The sequence below is a fragment of the Acidimicrobiia bacterium genome, from assembly GCA_009694375.1.
Classification (GTDB): Bacteria; Actinomycetota; Acidimicrobiia; order Acidimicrobiales; family VFJN01; genus VFJN01.
Genome location: SHVB01000004.1, coordinates 111,626 through 127,469, shown reverse-complemented (window position 1 = coordinate 127,469; position 15,844 = coordinate 111,626). Strand labels below are relative to the sequence as shown.

Below are 15,844 nucleotides of genomic sequence, written 5' to 3'. Positions count from 1 at the left end.
GGGCCACCCGTTTTGCCGCACTCCGGTGGCCAGCAGCCCCCTCCATTGACCACGCCCAGCAGCCCCGACGGTCCATCGAATCGGGCCCTGGCCGCCGCAACTTGGGCGAGTCCGCTCGCGCGGACGTAACGTGAGGGGCCATGGCGTACAACATCGCTGATCTCTTTGAGCACACCGTCGATTCGGTGGCTGATCGAGAAGTCTTGGTTGTGGGGGAACAGCGGCGTACCTACGCGCAACTCGAGGGCCGAGCCAATCAACTCGCCCACCACCTCATGGCCCAGGGCATTGGCCCCGGCGACCACATCGGCGTGTACGGCTCCAACAGCGTCGAATGGATCGAGGCTGCCCTGGCGGCCTACAAAATCCGGGCGGTACCGGTGAATGTGAACTACCGATACGTCGAGGATGAGTTGGCGTACCTCTTCGACAACGCCGACTTCAAGGCCGTGATCTACGACCAGGGCTTTGCCCCTCGGATTCAGGCCGTGCGCCAGTCGCTGCCGCTCCTCGAACATCTCATCCACATCGACGATGACAGTCCCGCCCCCTCCGCCGTCCTCACCGCTCTCGGGTCGGTTGCCTTCGAAGACGCCATGGCGTCGGGCTCCTCCACCCGTGATTTTGCGCCGCGCTCGGACGACGATCGATACATCATCTACACCGGCGGAACCACCGGCATGCCCAAAGGGGTGGTGTGGCGCCATGAGGATGTGTTCTTCGCCCTCGGCGGTGGGATCGACGCCTACAGCAATGAGCGGGTGGACAGCGAGTGGACGCTGGCCGAAAAAGCCACCTCGGTGGAGAGCCCGCTGCGCTCCCTCAACCTGCCCCCGTTGATGCACGGTGCCGCCCAGTGGGGATTCCTGCGATTTGCCTTTGAGGGCAACTTCGTCGTGATGCTCAAGCGGTTTGACCCCACCGAGGTGTGGCGCACGATCGAACGCGAGGGCATCAACACGGTGGCTATCACCGGCGATGCGATGGCTCGGCCCATGATCGAGGCGCTGACCGAGATGGGCGGCCCGAGCACCCTCGACCTCTCATCGATGTTCGTCCTCGCGTCCACCGCCGCCATCTTCTCCCCCACCGTGAAGGATCAGTACCTCGAAGCGTTCCCAAACCTCATGATCATCGATGCCATCGGCTCCTCGGAGACCGGCTCCAACGGCATGCGCACGGTGGCCAAGGGCGACACCCAAAACAGCGGCGGCGGACCCACTGTGGCCGCTGCGCGCGACGCGGTGGTCCTCGATGAGCACTACCAAGAAATCCTGGCCGGCACCGGCCAACAGGGCCGTCTGGCCCGGCGGGGCAACGTGCCCGTCGAGTACCACAAGGACCCGGTGAAATCAGCGGAAACCTTCGTGACCGGACCCTCGGGGATGCGCTACGCCCTCGCCGGGGATATGGCACTCCTCGAGGCCGACGGAACGATCACGCTCCTCGGTCGCGGCTCTCAATGCATCAACTCCGGGGGAGAGAAGATTTTCCCCGAAGAGGTGGAGAGTGTCCTCAAGGCCCACCCCGCCGTGTTCGACGCCATCGTGGTCGGGGTTCCCGATGAGCGGTGGGGTCAACGAGTGGCCGTCGTCCTCCAGGCCCGGCCCGGCCAGAACCCCAGCCTTGATGACCTCGCCACCCATTGCCGCCGATACCTTGCGGGGTACAAGATTCCCAAAGAGGTCCATTACGTCCCCGAGATCGTCCGCTCCCCGAGCGGCAAACCAGATTATCCCTGGGCCCTCAAGGTCGCACAGAGCGAGATCGCCGTCTAGCAATTCACCATCCACTACTAAGGAGCGCAGCGATGCAGGTCCACGAAAAATTGTTTATAGGTGGCGCATGGGTAGCGCCTACGGGCAGTGACGTGATCGAGGTCATCTCGCCCCACAGTGAGGAGATCGTGGGCCGGGTACCGGAAGGCACCACTCTCGACATCGACCACGCCGTGGCCGCTGCCCGCACCGCCTTCGACGAGGGCGACTGGCCCCGCCTGTCGACTGAGGAACGCATCGCCGCCGTGCAGCGCTTCAGCGACCTCTACGCCGCTCGCATGATGGAGATGGCGCAGATCATCACCACCGAGATGGGCTCACCGATCAGTTTCTCGCAACTGGCTCAGGCCCCTGCGGCGTGGATGATGCTCAACAGTTTTATTACCGAAGCCCAGAACTACCCGTGGGAGGAAACCCGCACCGGCATGCTCGGCACCCCCGTGATCGTGCGCGGCGAAGGCGTGGGTGTGGTGGGGGCCATCGTGCCGTGGAACGTGCCCCAGTTTGTCACGATGTCGAAACTGGCCCCAGCGTTGCTCTCCGGGTCCACCATCGTTATCAAGCCCTCTCCCGAAACGCCGCTCGATGCCATGTTGATGTCCGAACTGCTCGATGAGGCTGGCTTCCCCGAAGGTGTTGTGAGTGTGATTCCCGCCGGGCGAGAGGTAGGCGAGCACCTGGTTCGTCATCGCGGTGTGGACAAGATCGCTTTCACAGGGTCCACCGCCGCCGGACGCATCATCGGGTCGATCTGCGGTGAACAACTGAAGCGAGTGAGCCTCGAGCTGGGGGGCAAGTCGGCCGCCGTCATCCTCGACGATGCCGACATTTCCCTCACCATGCAAGGCCTCAAGTTCGCCTCCCTCATGAACAACGGCCAGGCCTGCGTTGCTCAGACCCGCATCCTCGCCTCCCGGAAGAACTACGCCGCGGTGGTGGATGCTCTCGCCGAAACGGTGCGCTCCATGTCCGTGGGTGACCCCGATGATCCCACCACCGAGATCGGCCCACTGGTGGCGGAGCGCCAGCAAGAGCGGGTCGAGAAGTACATCGCCCTCGGTCAGGAGGAGGGCGCTCGCCTCGTGGTGGGTGGCAACGGTCGACCCGCTGGTATCACCAAGGGCTGGTACGTGCAGCCCACCGTGTTCGCCGATGTGGACAACTCGATGCGCATCGCCCAAGAGGAGATCTTCGGGCCCGTCTTGACGGTTATTCCTTACGATGACGTTGACGATGCCGTGCGCATTGCCAACGACAGCGAGTTTGGTTTGGCCGGCTCGGTCTGGACCGCCGATCCCACCGGAGCGGGGATGGATGTGGCCCGTCGGGTGCGCACCGGCACGTTTGGCGTGAACCACTACACGATGGACTTCGTGGCGCCCTTCGGGGGCTTCAAGGCCTCGGGCATCGGCCGTGAGTTCGGTCGCGAAGGCCTCGAGCACTACATCGAGCAGAAGACAATCGTTCCCCAGACGTAACGACGTCGTCGCGGTGAGCGGTGCCGACCGGTATCCGGTCGGGGCCGCTCACCCCTTGGCGGTAGGTGGCTCGCGATCCGCCAACAGGCGATCAGTCTGGGCCCGGCGCTCATGGAGATCCCGCACCAGCCAGAAGCGCAAGAACGACGTCATCGTGCCCTTCAGATAAAACGCCGCGCCCACCGCCGCCAGCGCCACCCCCACGAGAGCCAGGATGATGGCATCGCGTTGGGCCAGAGCATTTTGGGTGCCGTGGGACATCACGTAGGCGATGATCGGCAAGACCACGCCCACCCCCATCGCCCCCAACCCGACCCGGGCGGCTATCTGGTCCCGGGACGCCGACGGATCGGAGATTTTCATCTCGGCCACGTCGGCCTTGAACTGCTCGATGCGGTCGGGCTGGGTGTCCATGGTCACTGAACTCCGGAAGGTTGAGGAGAGATGGTCATGATGAGATGGTGGCCCCAAGGTAGGCCGTACCGAGCTCGACCTCGACTTCAGCCGGTGTTCCCACGGTCTTGATACTTCCATGAACGAGCACCGCCGCAATGTCTGCCACCCCGAGCACGGCATTGGCAAACTGCTCCACCACCACGATCGACACGCCGGTGGCGGCGATCGCAACCACCTGGGCATAAAGCTCTTCTACGATGAGCGGTGCGAGCCCCATCGAAAGTTCGTCGAGCATCAACAGACCCGGGCGAGCGGCGAGTCCTCGGGCCAGGGCCAACATCTGCTGCTCCCCTCCCGACAGGGTCCCGGCCACCTGACTCCGGCGTTCGGACAAGCGCGGGAACCTCTCGTAGGTCTCCGCCTCGATCTCCGCCAGCGGCCGTCCGGAATGGGTGACCATGCGCAGATGTTCGTGCACCGTGAGGTTGGGAAAAATCCCTCGCCCCTCGGGGACCAAACACAACCCCGCCCGGGCAAGGTAATCCGCCCGGGCTCCATTCACCCGCCGACCGCCCAGCACCACATCGCCGGCGCTGGCGGGATGGAGCCCGGCGAGCACCGACAGCAACGTTGTTTTGCCGGCGCCGTTGGGGCCCAGTACGGCCACGACGGAACCCACCGGCACCTCTAGGTCGATCCCGTGGAGCACCTCGATGGAGCCGTAACTCGCTCGAAGACCTCGCACCTCCAACAGGAGCTCACTCATGGGGTACCGAACCGAGGTAGGCGGCCAAAACCGCCGGATCCTGCTGGACCTCCGCCGGGGACCCACTGGCCAGGACGTTGCCCAAATCCAGCACATGGATGGCGCTACACACGTCCATCACCAGTTGGACGTCGTGCTCCACCAGCACGATCGCCACCCCTCCCTCGGCCACCTGCTGCACAACGATGCGAAACGCCGCCGTCTCCCGCTCATCCTGACCGCTGGCGGGTTCGTCGAGCAGCAGCACCTTAGGGCTGGTGGCGAGGGCGCGAGCCAACTCCACCACCCGGGCCTGACCGGTGGGGAGTCGATCGGTGCGCTCATCGCCTACCGCCGACAGGCCAAGCTGATCGATCAGACCCGCCACCACCGCGTCGGGCTGGGGCCGCTTCGCCACCGACGCCCCCAAGTAGATGTTCTCGCGCACCGTGAGGAGTCCGAATAGTTCGAGACGCTGGAAGGTGCGGGCTAGGCCCCGGCGGGCCCGTTTGAACGGCGGCAGACGGGTCACGTCGACACCCTCGATGGCGACCTGACCCGCCGTGGGGGCCTGGAGGCCGCAGATGACATTGAACAACGTGGTCTTCCCGGCACCGTTCGGACCGATAAGTCCGGTAACCGTTCCGGCCGTCGCGCTGAAGTCGACGTCGGTGAGCGCCATCCTGCCCCCGAATTTCACGCTCACACCTTTCACCTCCAGGGCGGTCATACCGAGACCTCCTCGAGATGCAGCCCCTCATTCACGCGCTCGAGATCCTCGCCGGTGAAGGGACCATCGATTCCAGCCCACTCCAACGCCGGGGCGGCGGTGTCGGGGCGGCGGCGGGCCACCACAAACTCGGCGGCCGGGGGGAACACCGCTAGCGCCAAAACCCCTGCGAAGGTGAGCCCCCATCCGGAGATGACACCGGCCATCGCCAGAGCCGATGCCGCTGTGAGGGCCGCCACGAGGCCGGCCAGCAGGCTGGGCACGCCCAACAGCACTCGGTAGCGGGCACTCATGTCGTGAACAGCACCGTTGGGATTCCGACCCAGGGCCACGCCCATCGTGCCCGGGAGGAGACGATTCAGGCTGGCCAAGGCGGGCCAGATGCCAATGATGATGGGTAGCCCGCCGAGGATGAGCCCAGCAAACAGGGCACCGGCGGCGGTCCCGATGCCGCCCACGACCGCCAGGAGCAGAAGCGGCAGGCTTTCGAACAGTGAGAAGCGATCCGGACTTACCGAACCCTGAGTGCCGGCGAACAGGGCGCCCCCCACCCCGGCCATGGCCGCCGAGAGGCCGAACACGGCCAACTTCAACCGGGTGACATCCAGTCCCAGCGTGGCGCAGGCCGCCGGACTGTCCTTCATCGCCATCAGCCGCTCACCAAATCTGCTGTGCCGCACCACCACCACGAGGAGATAAAACAGCGCGAACACCACCGAAAGCACCACGAGTTGCGCGGCGTTCGACGAATCGTTGACCCCGGGGACGTTCACTGGCTTCACGGCGATGATGCCAAGATCGAAGAACTTGATGTTCCATAGCCCGAGGTCGAACGCCGGCAGCCGGAACACCCAGACATCAAGAAAGAGAGCGAACGCGGCGGTGCACAGCGCCAGGTAGATCCCCGACAGTCGCAGGGCGGGCAGGGCCACGAGGCCGCCGACCACGCAGCAGATCATTGCCACGAACACGAGGGCCAGCGGTTGGCCCGCCTGGCCGTGATGCGCCATCACGATCGCACCGATCCCTGCGAAACTCATTTGGCACAACGAGATCTGGCCCCCAAAACCGGTGAGCGGCACCAAGGACAGCGCGATCAAGGCGATCCCAAAAATCTTGGCCACCCGGAGGGAGTCGGCGTCGCCCAGCACATTGGCCAGAACCACCGCCACCATCACAATGGCGGCCGCCATGGCGAAGGCGTTTTTCCACGGCGTGCGCGGAATGGCTTCCTTGGAGGCCCGGATGGATCGGCTCCGCAACTGCGGATTGGGCAGGACCAGCAACACAATAAACAGCAACAGTGCCGGAATGGCGAACCGGAAGGCCGAGAAATAGGCGTTAGTCGTGGGGATGTAGCCGATGGCGTACGAGTCGGCCAGACCCAAGATCAAGGCCCCTACAAAGGTCATCGGCAGACTACGCAGGCGGCCGATCATGGCCGCCGCGTAGGCACTGACGATGAGCAGCGTAAGCGAGATGTGGTTGAGCGAGAGGGCCGGGGCGATCAGAATTCCCGCTAAGGCCGCCGTGGAACAGCCGATGGCCCAGGCCAGGGAAGCGGACCGATCGGGCCGAGCCCCGTTGAGCATGGCGAGGGAACGACTGTCCACCGCCGCCCGCATATCCAGGCCCACCCGCGTGCGATAAAGGAGTACCCGAAGGCCCAGGGCCACTAAAATACCCAGGATTACCCCGCTCGCCCGGTGGTAGGTGATCCCCACCTTGAACAGCGTGAAACTCTCGCCGCCGAAGAGCAGGGAGGCGGGATGGGGTTCCTCCGCGGGCCACAGCCAGAATCCCACCCCCAACAGCGTCACCAGCAGGCTGATGGTGACCACGATGCGCACCGTCTCAGGGGCATCGGTGAGAAAGCGCATGATGCCTCGCTCGATGCCCATCCCGAGGAGGGGGGCCAGCACCCCAAGCACCAGGACCAGCGCGATCGGGGTGGGCCAACCCCAGTCGTCATGGATCTGCCAGTACGCGAACGCTCCGAGCATGCCGATGGCACCGTGGGAAAAATTGAAAATCCCGGTGGTGGTGTACGTCAGCACCAACCCACTGGCGGCCAGGGCAAAGATGGATGCCGTGCACACCCCCAGCACGGTCAGGCTGAGGAATTGGTCCACTCAGCTACTCACGTCCGCAACGTTCTTCGGATCGCAGTTGTACAGGCTGTCGCCGGCGGTGGGAGCGGTGGCCTTCTCGTTGTAGCTGAACCCATCCTTGTCCAGATTGAGGATCAAGAAGCAGGGCGACGGCTCGGTATTTCCCGGCGTTTGAGGGGCATGCAGGCCGCCGCCGGTCCATAATGGAGTCGCCCCGGCGTTCTTGATCAGACACGTCGTGGTGAGTTCAGACCCACAGGCGCTGGCGGCCCGGGCGAAGAGCAACCAGGCCGAGAGTCCCTGGGTGCCCAGGACGGCCACCTTGCCATCGGGGTTGTACTGCTTCATCAGGTCGAGGAAGTCCTGGGTGGCCTTGTTGTCCTTAGCCAGTTCAAAGGGGTGGTAGCCCGACTGGATGTAGACATTTCCGGCGAAGGCACCAGCCTCGGCGGCGTAATTTTTGTCGTAGAAGTTCGTGCTCAGCATGAGCACGTCGGGGTAATACCCGGCGGTCTTGAAGGCCTGGTTGAGGAGTTTCACATCCGAAGGCTGGCCGACGTACTCGAGGATCTTGATCCCCTTGGCCTTGATTTCCTGAGCGAAGTTGTCCCAGCCGGTCTCACCGGTGGGGGCATACAGCACGTTGTAATCGACCTTGAATCCATTGTCTTTTGCCACCGAAAGGAGTTGGTCGCGCACCAGGAGGACCGACGGAAGATTGCTCGCCATGATCCCGTAGTGGCTGAGCGCATCGGGGTACTGCTGCTTCACGGCATGATAGCGACCCGCCCCAATACGGTCCAACGGATTCGGCACCGGCTGCACCTGCAGTTCCGCACCCCGGGCCTCCTTCGAGACCACGTAGGAAGGGATGTTGGGCATCCCGCACGCCACCCGCACGCCATTCGGGTCATTGTCGAATACCGCCCCACCGCCCACCACGGCAAAATCCTTTTCGCAGGCCGCAGTGATGGCGGCCTCATATTCGAACAGTTTGGCGTCGATGTCGTCGAGTACCAGTTTGCGTCCGTTGATGCCGCCCTTCTCGTTGCACCACTTCACGAAGGCGACCGACGTGTCGTACATCTCCTCGTTGAGGCCCGCCACGGGGCCGCCCTTGTCCGAGACGGTACCGACGTGAATCTCGGTGTCGGTCACACCCTGAGCGGTGGCCCCGGTGGCATCGCCCTTCTCACAGATGGCCACCAGATCGCCGAACCCGCCATTGGCTAACAGGGTGTCGCCATCGGCACCGGCGGTCGTGCTGGTGGGATCAGCGTCGTTTGGATTGGCGTTATCGTCGCTACGCCCGCAGGCTCCAGCCAACAACAGGAGCGCTACCAGCGCTGAACAACCTCGGACGTATCTCATGGGTGATCCCCCCTGGGAGCAGTATGCGGGCATTGGCCGGAACGGAACGCAACATTCTCGCGCTGGAGACTACTCAGGACCCAGCGACCGGGTGGGCCGCTAAATTCATGCCGAGGCGTTGCAACGACGCCGTGGCACCACCGAGGGTAAGTTCGAGCACTTTGGCCCAGCGAAAGTAGCGATGGATCGGGTAGTCGAGATCCACTCCGATGCCCCCGTGGAGGTGCTGGGCGGCGTGCACCACCCGCTGACCTCCATCGGCGGCCCAGAACTTTGCCGTCATGAGCTCGTCATCAGCCTCGAGACCTTCAGAGAGTCGCCAGATGGCTTGGATGGCGGTGAGACGGATGGCCTCGGTGTCGATGTAGGCATCGGCTACTCGCTGACCCACCGCCTGGAAGGTGCCGAGTTTGCTGCCAAACTGCTCGCGCTCCGACACGTACTTGGCGGTGATGGCCAGCGCCTCCTCACAGACACCCGTTTGGGTGGCACAAATGGCCGCCGCCCAGCGGGCGGACGTCCAGTCGACAATCTGCTTTCCCTGGTCCGCTTCGCCGAGCCGGTCGTCAGCATCCACCAGTACTCCGTCGAGCTGAACCCCCCACTGGGGTTCTCCCGTGACCGCCGTCTCCCGCTGGAGAGATACGCCCGCCGCCTGCGGGTCCACGAGAAAAACCGCCGAGGTGGTCTCGCCGGTGCGCGCCGGCACGAGCATGACGGCGGCACGGTTGGCCCCCACCACCAACGACTTCTCCCCGTCGAGCCGCCAGCCCGAACCCTCAGGCATCGCCCGGGTCGCCGGGAGCACAGGCACGTCCACATCTTCGGGCTCATACAGGGCGAAAGACAGGGTGACCGAGCCATCGATGACCGAGGGCAAGAACCGCTTGCGTTGCTCGTCGGAGCCGAAGTGCGCCAGGGGCATCGCCGCCGCCACGATGGTGGCCAGGTACGGCACCGGCGCCACGGTGCGGCCGATTTGCTGGGCAATCACACACGCCTCGATGAGGCCGTAACCGCCGCCCCCATCGGCCTCGGGCAGGGCGATGCCGAGTAGGTCGGCCTTGGCGAGGGCCAACCACACGTCGTCGGCAAACCACTCGCCGCTTCGTTCCAGGTCGCGTAGCACCTCGGGGGGGAGTTGCTCGGACAGGATGCGATAGCTGAGCTCAGCAATCGCCTGTTGTTCGTCGCTGTAGGTGAAGTCCATCCGAAACTCCTCAGTGCCTCGGCACGCGGGGCAGGCCCGCTCCGAATAGGGCGATCAGGTCCCGCTGCACCTCATTTACGCCGCCTCCGAAGGTGAGAATCAGACAGCCTTGGAAGGCACGCTCTAGGCGCCCGGCGAGCATGGCGGCACTGGAGCCGCTGCTCAAATACGCAGTGGGGCCAAGAATCTCCATCAACAGGCGGTAGGCCTCTGTGTAGAACTCCGTGGCAAAGACCTTGGTGGCGCTTGCATCGGCGGGATTGGCGCCACCGGCGGCGGCCACCTTCCAGTTGATGAGCTTCACAAACTCCAACTTGGCGTGCACGCGGGCCAGGCTGATCTGGACCCACTCTTGATCCACCACCCTCGACCCATCAGGCCGTTTGGTGTCCTGCGCCCACTGGCGAACCTCGTCAAAGACCCGCTCCACCGTCCCGGGAGGACCCAAGGAGACCCGCTCGTAGTTCAGCTGGTTCACGATGAGGTTCCAGCCCTTGTTCACATCCGCCACGATGGCGTCGTCCCCCACGCGGACGTCGTCATAGAAGGTGTTATACGTGCTGGCGTTCACCATCGTTTCGATCTTCGAGTACGAGAAACCCGGGTCCGAGGTAGGGACGAGGAAAATCGTGATTCCGGCGTGCTTCTTCACATCGGGATCGGTGCGGGCTGCCAACCAGATGTAGTCGGCGTAGCTAGCCAGCGAGGTGTAGATCTTCTGCCCGTTGATGACCCACTCATCGCCGTCCTTCACGGCTTTGGTGGTGAGGGAAGCGAGGTCGGTTCCGGCGTTGGGCTCGGTGTAGCCGATGGAGAAATGCAGTTCACCGGCAAGGATCTTGGGCAAGAAGAACTGCTTCTGGGCTTCCGAGCCGTAGTCCATGATCGTGCGACCAACCGTGTTAATCGTCAGAAACGGTATGGGCGCACCGGCTCGCCAGGCTTCGTTGATGAAGATGAACTGCTCCACATCGGTGCGGCCCTGCCCCCCGTACTCCACCGGCCAGCCGATTCCGAGCCAACCATCGGCCCCCATCTTGCGCACGGCGGCGAGACACGCCGGACCGCCCGTCTCGCCCTCGGCACACTCCGCCGTCACCTCAGGCGTCATGAGGTCTGAGAAATATTCCCGGAGTTCATGACGCAAGGTCTCTTGATCATCGGTGTAGGCGACATACATCGTCGTGGCCCTCCTGACGGGGAAGTAGAACGTGTTCCAGTTCTTTCTAACACACCGTCAGATGCCAATAATCGCTCAGGCAACGACCCCGTTCGCCCGCAGACGGTCGCGCTCGTCAGGACTGAACCCCCAGTCGGCCAGCACGGCATCGGTGTGCTGACCCGGCACCGCCGGAGGGGCACCGAGGGCGGCCGGCGTGGCAGAAAACCGAGGGGCGGGCGCAGGCTGGGGAACGCCATCGGGGGCGGCAATGGTGCCCCGCGCCACCACATGCGGATGCTCCCGGGCCTCCCCCATCGTCAAGACCGGGGCGATGCAGGCGTCGCGGCCCTCCGAGCGGTGCAGCCACTCCGGGCGCGAGCGACTCCCGATGGCCTCGGTCAGCACCGTGCGCAAGCGCGGCCACTGGGTCTGATCGTTCTGATCGGGCACCTCATCGGCGGCGAGATCCAGCACCTCGAGCAAGGCGGCGAAGAAGGGGGGCTCGATGGCCCCGACGGCCAGTTCGAGCCCATCGGAACAGCGGTAGACGTCGTAGAACGGTGCGCCCGAGTCGAGCAGGTTGGTACCCCGCTCGTCAGACCAGTAACCCATAGCGTTGGCGCCAAAGAACGGGGCCATCAAGAGCGCGACGCCGTCGACCATGGCGGCATCTACTACCTGTCCCTCCCCGGTGCGCTGGGCGTGAAGAAGGGCCGAAACCACGCCCAGGGCGAGCAACATCCCGCCGCCACCGAAATCGGCTACCAGGCTCAAGGGGGGTGTGGGCAGCTGACCGGCCCGCCCGATGTGCGCCAACGCTCCCGCCACCGCTGAGTACGTGAGATCGTGACCAGCGGTGGCCGAGAGGGGGCCGTCCTGTCCCCATCCGGTCATGCGGCCGTAGACAAGGCGCCGATTGCGCTCGAGGCATACCTCCGGGCCGATGCCCAATCGCTCGGCCACCCCGGGGCGGAACCCCTCCACGAGGACGTCGGCCTGGGCGATGAGGCGCAGTATCACCTCGGCGCCGCCCTCGGCCTTGAGATCAATCGCCACTGATCGTCGACCCCGACTCAAGATGTCGTAGCGGGCCGCTCTCGGATCTCCGCCCACCGCGTTGGTTCGATCCACGCGCACCACCTCGGCGCCGAGATCGGCGAGCACCATCGAGGCGAACGGGGCCGGACCGAGCCCGGCAATCTCGACCACCCGTATGCCTTGGAGCGGACCCACCGTGACGTATTCAGCCAGCCGCGCCGCGGGAGCGCGCCGCCACGATCCGATCGTGGACTGAATCCACCGCCCGCACCATGATCGGTCCGAACTCGCGCTTGGCGCACACCACGTGGCCATCCTCCACACCCTGGACCACCGCGCCGGGAATCAGCGCCGCCATCTTGCGCTGCTCACGGGCGTCGATGGCATGGTCCCGTTCGGTGACCACCACCGTGGTCGGCACGTCGATATCGCTGATCCACCGATGGGCGTTGTAATTCCCAATGGCTGCACCCGCTTCCATGATCTTGACGATGTCGTGACGGCCCATCTCGCCCGCCGCCCACGACGACATCGTGCTGGGCGGGCTTGCGGAGCCGTGCGGACCCCATCGGCGGAGCGAGGCCACCGGCAATCGAGCCAACACCGCACCGGCCCGGGTAGTCCCAGCCGCCGTGCCCATCAATGACGCGAACACGAAGCGCTCCCGGGCTCCCGCCACGAAGCGATAGGCGGTGGCGCACAGCACCATGCCCTGCACATGCTCGGGATGCCGGTGCCATAACAACTGGGCGATCGGTCCCCCCATGGAATAGCCCACCGCAATCACGGGCCCGGTATCCAACTCCTCGATGAGCACGGCCACGTCGTCGGCGCAGTCGGCCAGCCGGAAGCGCCGACGGGAACGAATCCCTCGCCCGTGACCACGAGCATCAGGAGCAACCACGTTGTAACGCTGCGATAGTGCCTCGAAGGCGTTGAACCAGTTGAGCCCACCGCTGGCCATCCAGCCGTGCAATAACACGACCGTGGGTGCCCCGGGCGGGCCCGAGACCACCCGCACAAAACTGGAGCCACGACCGGGGAGTTCGATGCGTTCGCCGCGCGGTAGAGGGGGTTCAGGCAGAAGGTGCGGGGCGGCCACCTACCCAATGTATGGCAACCCCGCCCCACTATCGTGACACTCAACCCCGGACGATGCTTCGCACTAACCTGATTCTCATGACGACCATTGAGCCTGTTGCCGCAGCTGCCCTCCTCACGCGAGCGCGCCAGGAGGTAGATGAGGGGCTACTGCCGTCCTGCCAGTTGGCGCTGGCCCTTCATGGTGAGGTGGTGGTGAACGAAACCTTTGGCGATGCCACCGCCGATACCCGCTTCACGATGTTCTCGGCCACCAAGCCGTTTGTGGCGTCGGTGGTATGGCAACTCATGGGCGAGGGCCTGCTCGACCCCGCCACCCGAATCGCCGATGTCCTTCCAGACTTCGGGACCCACGGCAAAGACGAGATCACCGTCGATCATGTGTTGCAACACACCTCGGGCTTTCCCCAAGCCCCCCTCGGCCCCCCGCTCTGGGCGAGCCACGAGGGCCGACTATCGGCCTTTGCCACGTGGCGCCTCAACTGGCCGGTTGGCTCCCAGTTCGAATACCACCCCACTAGCGCCCACTGGGTGTTGGCCGAAGTCATCTACGCGCTCACCGGTGACGATCACATCGCGGCGGTACGCCAACGTCTTATTGAGCCCCTGGGCCTTCGGGCCTTTGTGCTCGGCCCGACCCTGGACGCGCAGACCAACATCGCCACCCTGGTGGCCACGGGGGATCCCGCCCACCCCGATGAGATCGAAGCGTTCTTTGGCGTGCGGGAGATCGATGTGGGGGAAGTGACCGAGGAGGCGACACTCTCCCTGAATCTTCCCGAGGTTCGTGCCGTGGGCATCCCTGGGGGTGGAGGCATTTCCACCGCCGCTGATGTCGCGATGTTCTACCAATCGCTCCTCACCAACGCGCAGGGTCGGTGGGATCCCGTCGTACTGGCTGACGCCACCTCTACGGTGCGAAACACGTTCCCCGATCCGATGCTGGGCTACTCGGTAAATCGAACGCGGGGCGTCGTAGTGGCCGGCGACGGCGACGACTCCCACCTGCGCGGCATGGGCCGTACCGTCTCGAGTAGGGCCTTCGGCCACAACGGCGTGGGCGGCCAACTCGCCTGGGCCGATCCCGCCACCGGGCTCTCGTTCTGCTATCTCACCAACGGCCTCGACCGCAACGTGATCCGGCAAGCCAAGCGCGGCAGTGCCCTCGGTAGTCTCGCCGCTGTGTGCGCGAGCTGATCCGCCATCCGTGCGCATTACGGCGAAGGTTGATTATGCGGTACGCGCCGCGGTGGAACTAGCCGACGGGTACCTCCAACACCGGGAGCGAGTTCCCGTGAAAGCCGACGTCCTTGCGGCGGCCCAAGAAATTCCGCCCCGTTTCTTGGAGACGATTCTGTCGGAACTTCGGCGGTCGGGAATCGTGGGCAGCAAGCGCGGGTCCGACGGCGGGTATTGGTTGGCCCGGCCCCCCACCGAAGTGAGCGTGGCCGACATCATCCGTGCCGTAGAGGGCCCGCTTGCCGATGTCCATGGCCAGTCGCCCGAGGAGGTGGTCTACGCCGGCGTGGCGCGAGATCTCCAGCCGGTGTGGGTGGCCACGCGCGTGGCGCTGCGGGGAGTGCTCGAGGAGACCACGCTCGCTGACATCGCCTCCGGCGCGCTACCCGAGCGGGTGGTGACACTTGCCGCCCAGCCGGGCGGTTGGACTCGGCGTTAGTCACAGCGCCGCCGGTTCGGTACCGTTGTCGGATTCTGGGCCACCGAGGCCCCGCAGACCGGAGTACACCCTCAATGCCTCGCAGAATCGACATCGAGCTTACGAGTGCACAAGCGGACGGATCCTGGACTTGGCGAGCCGCCGGAGCCAAGGCTCCCAAGGGGTCCATGGCGGCCACGCTGTTGCCGCCCGCCGCCAAGGTGGGCGACGTCCTGCGGGTGAACGCCGAGTTTTTCGTCGACGGTATTTCCATCGTGGGCGTGCTTCCGCCCAAAGGGGCTCGCGAGCAGCCGGATTTATTGGAGTTCATCTCGACCGCCAAGGACGAACCCCTGGTCACCTCCACCCTGACGAGCCGACAGAGCGAAGGGGGCCGCTCCCGAGGAGATCGGGGCGATTCCACCCGCGACAAACCCCGCAGCCCCCGCCGGGAAGGAAAGGACCGACCCCCCCGCCAAGACCGAGCCGACTCCACCCGCGACAAACCCGGCGGCCCCCGGCCCGAAGGCAACGACCGGCCCCCCCGTAAAGACAGGGGCGACTCCACCCGCGACAAACCCCGCGGCCCCCGCCGCGAAGGCAACGACCGGCCCCCCCAACGGACGCGTCCGGAGGCGCCGGCGATTCCGGTGATCGATCGGCCCAAGACCAAGCGCCTCAAGGCCGGGAAGGCTCATCGCAGCGCCATGATCGACGCACTGCCGGCCGAGCAGCGCCCCATTGCCGACCAAATCGTCCTCGGTGGACTTCCGGCGGTCCGTCTCGCCATCACGAAACAGAATGCCGAACGGACCGCCGCCGGTGAAGCGGCTATCCCGTCGGGTCCCCTGCTCCAACTGGCGGAAAAGCTCGTGCCGAAGGTGCGCACGGCCGAGTGGCGCGACCGAGCCGAGGCCGCCCATCGTGACCTCGATGTCCTGGCCCTTCGGGATCTCCGATCCGTGGTGTCCACGGCCGCCGCCGCCGGACGCGACGAGGAAAGTCAAGCGCTGGTTCGAGATCTCCAGGTCGGCCTCACGGCGCGAGTAGAGGCCGAGCACGCAGCC

General features: G+C 65.1%; 13 protein-coding genes. 4 read left to right on the top strand and 9 right to left on the bottom strand.

Going from position 1 to position 15,844, the window contains the following annotated elements; translation table 11 throughout:
- Positions 1-140: 140 nt before the first annotated feature.
- Both EXQ71_04490 and EXQ71_04485 read left to right on the top strand, forming a co-directional pair.
- Positions 141-1,778 (top strand): acyl-CoA synthetase, encoded by a 1,638-nt coding sequence (locus EXQ71_04490; GenBank protein ID MSO86765.1) that lies wholly within the window; start codon positions 141-143, stop codon positions 1,776-1,778.
- A 32-nt stretch (positions 1,779-1,810) separates the two neighbouring features.
- Positions 1,811-3,256, top strand: coding sequence for an aldehyde dehydrogenase (locus tag EXQ71_04485; protein ID MSO86764.1), 1,446 nt, complete (start codon positions 1,811-1,813; stop codon positions 3,254-3,256).
- 48 nt (positions 3,257-3,304) lie between these two features.
- Here EXQ71_04485 and EXQ71_04480 read toward each other — a convergent pair whose 3' ends face one another.
- The 9 genes from EXQ71_04480 to EXQ71_04440 form a co-directional block, all read right to left on the bottom strand.
- A complete protein-coding gene (locus EXQ71_04480) occupies positions 3,305-3,670 on the bottom strand; it encodes a hypothetical protein (protein MSO86763.1) in 366 nt (121 codons plus the stop codon).
- Positions 3,671-3,704: 34 nt separating this feature from the next.
- Positions 3,705-4,418: an ABC transporter ATP-binding protein gene (locus EXQ71_04475; GenBank protein MSO86762.1), complete on the bottom strand. Its 714-nt coding sequence runs from the start codon at positions 4,416-4,418 to the stop codon at positions 3,705-3,707.
- Positions 4,411-5,127 carry an ABC transporter ATP-binding protein gene (locus EXQ71_04470; protein MSO86761.1) on the bottom strand — a complete coding sequence of 239 codons (717 nt, stop codon included), beginning with the start codon at positions 5,125-5,127 and terminating at the stop codon, positions 4,411-4,413. The genes EXQ71_04475 and EXQ71_04470 overlap by 8 nt, the downstream gene beginning before the upstream one ends.
- Positions 5,124-7,259 carry an ABC transporter permease gene (locus EXQ71_04465; protein MSO86760.1) on the bottom strand — a complete coding sequence of 712 codons (2,136 nt, stop codon included), beginning with the start codon at positions 7,257-7,259 and terminating at the stop codon, positions 5,124-5,126. The genes EXQ71_04470 and EXQ71_04465 overlap by 4 nt, the downstream gene beginning before the upstream one ends.
- Complete coding sequence (locus EXQ71_04460; GenBank protein ID MSO86759.1) at positions 7,260-8,642, bottom strand: hypothetical protein; 1,383 nt, start codon at positions 8,640-8,642, stop codon at positions 7,260-7,262.
- Positions 8,643-8,682: 40 nt separating this feature from the next.
- The gene (locus tag EXQ71_04455; protein ID MSO86758.1) at positions 8,683-9,819 is read right to left on the bottom strand and encodes an acyl-CoA dehydrogenase; all 1,137 of its coding nucleotides are present in this window, start codon (positions 9,817-9,819) and stop codon (positions 8,683-8,685) included.
- Between the two features lie 10 nt (positions 9,820-9,829).
- On the bottom strand, positions 9,830-10,999 hold the full coding sequence (locus EXQ71_04450) for an acyl-CoA dehydrogenase (protein MSO86757.1): 1,170 nt from the start codon (positions 10,997-10,999) through the stop codon (positions 9,830-9,832).
- A 75-nt stretch (positions 11,000-11,074) separates the two neighbouring features.
- Entirely contained in the window at positions 11,075-12,334 is a 1,260-nt protein-coding gene (locus EXQ71_04445; GenBank protein MSO86756.1) for a CoA transferase, read from the bottom strand.
- Entirely contained in the window at positions 12,225-13,121 is an 897-nt protein-coding gene (locus EXQ71_04440; GenBank protein ID MSO86755.1) for an alpha/beta fold hydrolase, read from the bottom strand. The genes EXQ71_04445 and EXQ71_04440 overlap by 110 nt, the downstream gene beginning before the upstream one ends.
- Before the next feature lie 11 nt (positions 13,122-13,132).
- Here EXQ71_04440 and EXQ71_04435 point away from each other — a divergent pair, with 11 nt between their 5' ends.
- Together EXQ71_04435 and EXQ71_04430 are read left to right on the top strand one after the other, a co-directional pair.
- Positions 13,133-14,317 (top strand): class A beta-lactamase-related serine hydrolase, encoded by a 1,185-nt coding sequence (locus tag EXQ71_04435; protein ID MSO86754.1) that lies wholly within the window; start codon positions 13,133-13,135, stop codon positions 14,315-14,317.
- A gap of 10 nt (positions 14,318-14,327) precedes the next feature.
- Positions 14,328-14,798 (top strand): Rrf2 family transcriptional regulator, encoded by a 471-nt coding sequence (locus tag EXQ71_04430; GenBank protein MSO86753.1) that lies wholly within the window; start codon positions 14,328-14,330, stop codon positions 14,796-14,798.
- The last annotated feature ends 1,046 nt before the right edge of the window (positions 14,799-15,844 follow it).